The following is a 6,032-nucleotide window of genomic DNA, read 5'->3' as shown; positions in this document are numbered from 1 at the left end:
AAAATAAGGTATGCTGTTGACTCCGCTCAGGAACCTTTGGAACTGCAATTTAAAATAAGGTATGCTGTTGACTCCACTCAGGAACCTTTGGAGCTGCAATTTAAAATAAGGTATGCTGTTGACTCCACTCAGGAATCTTTGGAACTGCAATTTAAAATAAAGTATGCTGTTGACTTCGCTCAGGAACCTTTGGAGCTGCAATTTAAAATAAGGTATGCTGTTGACTCCACTCAGGAATCTTTGGGACTGTAAATAATTTAAGGACGCAGGTCCCTGAGCGAAGTCGAAGGGCCGTTAAAATAAATAACGCACTACAATTTTTTGTGGTGCGTTTTGTTTTGGCCTATTTCATAAGCCTTAGCAAGCTCTGTTTATTTTTTTATCCATTTTTTTGTAACGTCACAAATCATTTTTCCGTACAAATATCTGATAATATGATTTTTGAAGAACTAAAATTTTGATGTTATGTCTAAAACTTTTAGAGCTGAACAGACCAGGGAAAAGAGAAGAAGACCTCAATCAAAGAAATCAAAGAGAGGATTTAAAAACAATTTAAACCAAGAAAATTATCAGGAAATAGCAGACAATCATTTATTAAAAGAGCGTGTATAAAATCACCGATAGGTGACTCTTTGTACCAGAGTTAGAAATATAATTAGTGTTAGAACAATTAAAAACTATGAACCGCCTTCGGGCGGTTTTGTTTTTTAGTAGATACAAAAAAACCTCCCGAAAAATCGGAAGGTTTTGCACGGGAGGAGAGACTCGAACTCCCGACACCTGGTTTTGGAGACCAGTGCTCTGCCAACTGAGCTACACCCGTATGTTTTTGTAGACTTTCAAGCCTTGGCTTTTTCAAAAGTCTGCGACAAAAGTAGAACATTTTTTTAGATCTGCAAGTCCTTTTCGGGGCTAATATTTCGATTTTATTCATGTTGATTTTTCTCGATTTTGCAGCTTGTTCAGGATGAGAGGATTGTCATAAATATATTTTTTTTGGCATTGAAATAAAATTCTGCAATTTTTTTAAAAATGTGGTAAATTATAGTGTGACAATCTAACTTCAAAACAAGCTATCATGAAGAATACAAAAAAAGAATATTCAAACGGAGAGGTAACTGTGGTATACGACTCGGCCATTTGTATTCATGCCGGAACCTGTTTTAAAGGCTTGCCAACAGTTTTTCAGCCTGGAACTCGCCCCTGGATCAAAATGCAGGGATCGGATACTGAATCGATTATTAAGCAAGTGCAAAAGTGCCCATCGCGTGCCTTATCCTTTTATATGAATACTCCTGAAGAGGATGAAGCAGATAAAGGGCCAATAAAAGCCCTGGAAACAGGAAAGAAGGTAGAGGTGATGACCAATGGTCCATTGATGGTTGAAGGACCAATCACGTTAATTGGTGCGGATGGAAAACGTGAAGCCATGGAAGATGCCTGTTATTTTTGTAGGTGTGGAGCCTCGAAAAATAAACCTTTCTGCGATGGTTCGCATCACGACATCGGATTTAAGGAATAAAAAAAAGAGCACCCTAAAAAGTGCTCTTTCGTTTCATTAGTCTGTTTCGAGAATAATACTTGTTCTCGTAATGGAGTACACGGCAAAAAATCCGATGGCTCCATTTGATATGTTAGTACTAATATTGCCTGGAGGACCAGAAAACATACTTTGTTCTTCATCCATTTCCTGTAGCTGAAAAACAAAATCGTAATAAGCTTCATCTATTGCATAGGTTTCAAGAGTAATCTTGTCATTATTTCGTAAAATTTCATCAGGTTTGGCCTGATCAAATTCGCCTACATCAACCCCCTTGGTTGTTTCACCATTGAAATAGGTATCCTTTTGTACCAAAACTTCGGTAATGGTATCATGTACCAAAATATCATTGCGTCTGCAGGCGAATGCATAAAAATCTTCAGTTTTAATATCATCTTTCATGTATAGAGATACCAGCCAGAATTCTCCTTCTTCATCGTCATCACCCCTGCCTTCCGATTCATATTCAGGATCATAATGTAGTCTGATAGAATCCACAGCATAAGGCTGTTTCATGGTGGAACTAGCCAGGTATTCTTCCAATTCACCATCTTTATTCACATCTACATTGGTAATTGATAATGAATAAGTTTTGCCCGGTTCGCCGGCAAATTCGTTTTCGCTTTCGTAATAGCCAGGTTTGGTTTCGATGAACTGATAGTTGGTACTTCCATCGCTTACGCTGATGCTTGCATTTTCTACTGCAACGGCTTCCTGATCGTAGAATACATCGCTCGATTCCTTAAGTTTTACGAAATGCTTTTTTAAATCGGAGGTAAGCGTGGCTTCTACAGAAAGGCGAGTTTCACCACTGTCCACATTCACATCAATTTCTTCGGTGCAGGATGAAAAAAGAATGGCGAACATCATTAAACCAACAAATTTTGCCTGAAGGCTATGTCGTGAATTAATCATCGATTTTAATATATTGATTTGCATCATTCTAGAATTTAAAATTATAAGTTATTGATGGTACAAATGTGAACAAGTAGGTTTTTTCAGCCTTCATTACCTTCGGATTGTCTTCATCCTGGTTGAAACTGATGTACCAAGGATTTTTTCTACCATAGGCATTGTAAAGGGAGAAATTCCATTCGCTTTCCCATTTTCTGCCAGGTTTCTTTTTACCCTTTAAGGTTACTGCCAAATCCAAACGATGGTTATCAGGCATGCGATAAGAGTTTCTGCCTGAGTAGATTTTGATTAATGAACCCTGGTATTCGGCACGACCTACCGGGTAAGTTACCGGTGATCCGGTTGAGTAGGTAAAGTTGGCAGAAACTATTGTTCTTTTTGTGAGCTTATAGCTAAGCGCTGCTTTAATATTGTGAGGCACATCGTAAGGCGAACGATAGGCATTGCCATTGTTTATTCCCTCGATGGTACGCTTTGTTCTCGACCAGGTATAACCAACCCAACCTTGCAGGCGGTTAAATTTCAGGTTCGTTGTAAACTCGAAACCATAGGCTTCTGCCGATCCAGTTCTCAATTCCCCTTCCAGGTGTTTGTTCAAAAGCAAATCGGCAAAGTCTTTAAAATCAATCGAATTGTGCATTTTTTTATAGTAGCTTTCCAAAGACATTTCGATGGTATTGTCCCTAAAGTTTCGGAAGTAACCAAGCGCAAATTGATCGGAAGTTTGTGGTTTTACATTTGGCGAAGCCGGAAACCATACATCCAAAGGCAATCCACCAGTCGAATTTTGAGTCAACTGCATGTATTGGGTTGTTCTGGAATAACTGGCTTTGATCGATGAGGTTGGTCCAACAGAATATTTCAATCCAAACCGAGGTTCCCAATTAGTATAAGTATTAAAGATATCACCCTTCTTGTAAGTTGTAGAGTCAGCCACATTATAGTTTTCATCAAAATCATAAACCGTTCCTTTTCCAATATTATTGAACATGCTAAAACGCAAACCATATTTTAAGATCAGGCGATCGCCGATTTTCTGCTCATTGGAAATATACAGCGCTTCTTCCAAAGCATTGGATTCATTCACACGATAATCCGAAAAGAACGATTGTTCGCCCAGTCCGTATGCATGTCCCGGTTCAAATTTGTGATAGGTAAATAATCCTCCAAACTTGATGTTGTTATTTGAATTCAGAAAGTAATTGAAATCGATTTTTGCTGAATAATCTTCCATATTCGATTTCCACTTGAATGCATCGGCTCCCAGGCGATTCGAAAGTTCATAATCGTACTTGCTATACAGGAAAGTAGCATTGGAAAAGAGTTTGTTCGAAAACAGATGGTTCCAGCGAAGACTCACGGTTCTGTTTCCAAAATTCAACTCATTTTCGTTGCTTTTGAATTTATCTTTTCCCATGTAAGTGGAAACAAACAGGCGGTTTTTATCATTAAACTTATGGTTGATTTTTGCATTTACATCATAAAAGTATATGATGTTGTTTTTGACATCTTCATCAGAGGAAAGTCGCAAAAATAAATCAGCATAACTTCGTCGCCCCGATAGCATGAATGAGGTTTTCTCATTTTTACCAATTGGCCCCTCAAGTGTCAGGCGTGAAGAGATAGTCCCTATACCCCCGTTACCGCTAAATTTTTTGCTGTTCCCATTTTTCATCCTGATATCCAGAAATGAAGAAAGTCTGCCACCAACGCCAGCAGGAATATCGCCTTTGTAAAGCTTCATATCGCTTAAAGCATCGTTGTTAAAAATGGAGAAAAAACCAAGCAGGTGCGACGCATTGTAAACCGGAGCCTCATCGAGTAACAAAAGATTCTGATCCGGATTCCCACCGCGAACACTAAAGCCACTCGATCCTTCGGCTGCAGGTTTTACACCGGGAAGCATTTGTACAGCCTTAATCAGGTCAACTTCACCCATTAAGGCTGGCAACTTTTTTATGGTTGAAGCTGGTACTTTTACAACACTCATTTCAGCGCTCTCAACATTACTTGCCGCCGCTTCACCTCTAACCACAACTTCTTGAATCTGTAAATTATCCGATGCCAAATCGATATTTAAACTGATATTGTCGGCAATTTCCATTGTTTTTACCTGGGTTTTTGTTCCTAAAAACGAAAAACTTACCGTGTAATAACCTGCCGGAATGCTTAAGGAGTAAAAGCCATAGGGATTGGTAATTGTTCCCTTTCTAATTTCTTTGATATAACAGGCTGCACCTATTAAATCTTCGCCATTACTTGCATCTTTAATGTAGCCGCTTATTGTTACGGTCTTAGCCGGATATTTCTTAAAAGCGATCTGATTGCCAATGATTTTGTACTTTAACTGTAGCTGCAAACAAACCTTATCCAATAAAATTCTTAGTGGGTAGGATTTTTTACCCAGGTGAACTTTTTTATTGGTGAGTTCCTCGGTTCCCGGGTAGGTGCAATTTAACTTGGTCTGACTTTTAATCAAGTCCATAAGTTCCACAAAAGTATAGGCTTCTTTTTTTGTTGTAATGCTTTGTGTGTCTTTCGATTGAGACATTGCTGTATTCATCCCCAATAGCATGAATAATGCCATCAGAGAAAGAAATATATTTCTCATTAATAATTTATTTTAGTAGGATGAATTTTTCCTGTTTTTCGATCTCCAGATCCAAACTAAAAGATATGGTTTCCAGGATATTGTCGAGGGTTTGATCCTCGAATACCGCTGTTAATGTAAGATGAGTGGTATGGTCACCTTCCAGTCTGATATCTGAATGAAACAGTTCACTTAAATCTTTACATATACTTGCTAAATTCTGATTCTGATATGCCAAATGTTGAATTTTGAAATCAGCATTCTGTAATTTTTGATTTCCCTTTAGAACAACATGTTGCCTGGGAACAAATTTTGCCATATCACCTTTTACCAGTCGTACTTTATTTTCAGGATCATCGATTTCCATAAATTCCACAATCCCCGATTCTACCTCAATAGAGGTTTTGCTAATATTTTCTGAGATTCGAAATGATGTTCCTAAAACTTGTGTTCGAGTCCGACTGGTGGTGATAATAAATGGTCTGTTTTTGTCTTTTGCAACATTAAAAAATGCTGTTCCCCTAAGTTGTATCGATCTTGTGTTCTCTGAAAAATGTTTCGAATACTCAATGCTACCTCCCTGGGCCAATAGGATTGTACTGCCATCGGGCATGTTCAACTTTTTTTCAAATGTGTCATTATTTTGAACCAAAACATGGTTCGAAATCGGGTTGATATAAAGGTAGGCACTTATGCCACTTGCAATTAATACTGCAAGAGCAGCTGCATATTGAACAAATCGACGAATCCATAAGCGCTTTTGTCTGGATCGTTTTATACTTAGCTGTTTAAATGCTTTCTCTCCATCAAACTCAATTTCATCAGCAATTTCGGATTTACTTTCCCAATAAAGTTTGAGCTCTTCATAATATTCTCGGTTTGCCGGATTTTCATCCAGCCAATTTTCTATACTCTCTCTTGTTTCTTGATCACATTGCTTATTTAAATAATCGGTTATTAACTCGGTATTAATTTTCATGGCCCTGA

6 protein-coding genes and 1 tRNA gene are annotated in these 6,032 nt (G+C 38.1%); 3 read left to right on the top strand and 4 right to left on the bottom strand.

What is annotated here, in order from left to right; all coding sequences use genetic code 11:
• Both ELS83_RS13145 and ELS83_RS13140 read left to right on the top strand, forming a co-directional pair.
• The coding region (locus tag ELS83_RS13145; RefSeq protein WP_171596015.1) for a hypothetical protein at positions 1-252 on the top strand (252 nt) is incomplete at its 5' end.
• 213 nt (positions 253-465) lie between these two features.
• Positions 466-612, top strand: coding sequence for a hypothetical protein (locus tag ELS83_RS13140; protein ID WP_171596014.1), 147 nt, complete (start codon positions 466-468; stop codon positions 610-612).
• A 138-nt stretch (positions 613-750) separates the two neighbouring features.
• Here ELS83_RS13140 and ELS83_RS13135 read toward each other — a convergent pair.
• Positions 751-823: transfer RNA gene (locus ELS83_RS13135), tRNA-Trp, on the bottom strand.
• A 255-nt stretch (positions 824-1,078) separates the two neighbouring features.
• Here ELS83_RS13135 and ELS83_RS13130 point away from each other — a divergent pair.
• Positions 1,079-1,522: a (4Fe-4S)-binding protein gene (locus tag ELS83_RS13130; protein ID WP_171596013.1), complete on the top strand. Its 444-nt coding sequence runs from the start codon at positions 1,079-1,081 to the stop codon at positions 1,520-1,522.
• A gap of 36 nt (positions 1,523-1,558) precedes the next feature.
• Here ELS83_RS13130 and ELS83_RS13125 read toward each other — a convergent pair whose 3' ends face one another.
• Genes ELS83_RS13125 through ELS83_RS13115 form a run of 3 tightly spaced genes read right to left on the bottom strand, consistent with a single transcriptional unit; the run spans position 1,559 to position 6,024 of the window.
• Positions 1,559-2,479, bottom strand: a complete 921-nt coding sequence (locus tag ELS83_RS13125; RefSeq protein WP_171596012.1) for a DUF4249 domain-containing protein — start codon at positions 2,477-2,479, stop codon at positions 1,559-1,561.
• 4 nt (positions 2,480-2,483) lie between these two features.
• Positions 2,484-5,066, bottom strand: coding sequence for a TonB-dependent receptor (locus ELS83_RS13120; protein ID WP_171596011.1), 2,583 nt, complete (start codon positions 5,064-5,066; stop codon positions 2,484-2,486).
• Between the two features lie 7 nt (positions 5,067-5,073).
• Positions 5,074-6,024: a FecR domain-containing protein gene (locus ELS83_RS13115; RefSeq protein WP_171596010.1), complete on the bottom strand. Its 951-nt coding sequence runs from the start codon at positions 6,022-6,024 to the stop codon at positions 5,074-5,076.
• Positions 6,025-6,032: the final 8 nt, after the last annotated feature.

It is taken from the genome of Marinifilum caeruleilacunae (genome assembly GCF_013141825.1).
Classification (GTDB): Bacteria; Bacteroidota; Bacteroidia; order Bacteroidales; family Marinifilaceae; genus Marinifilum; species Marinifilum caeruleilacunae.
This window is presented reverse-complemented; position numbering and strand designations above follow the sequence as displayed.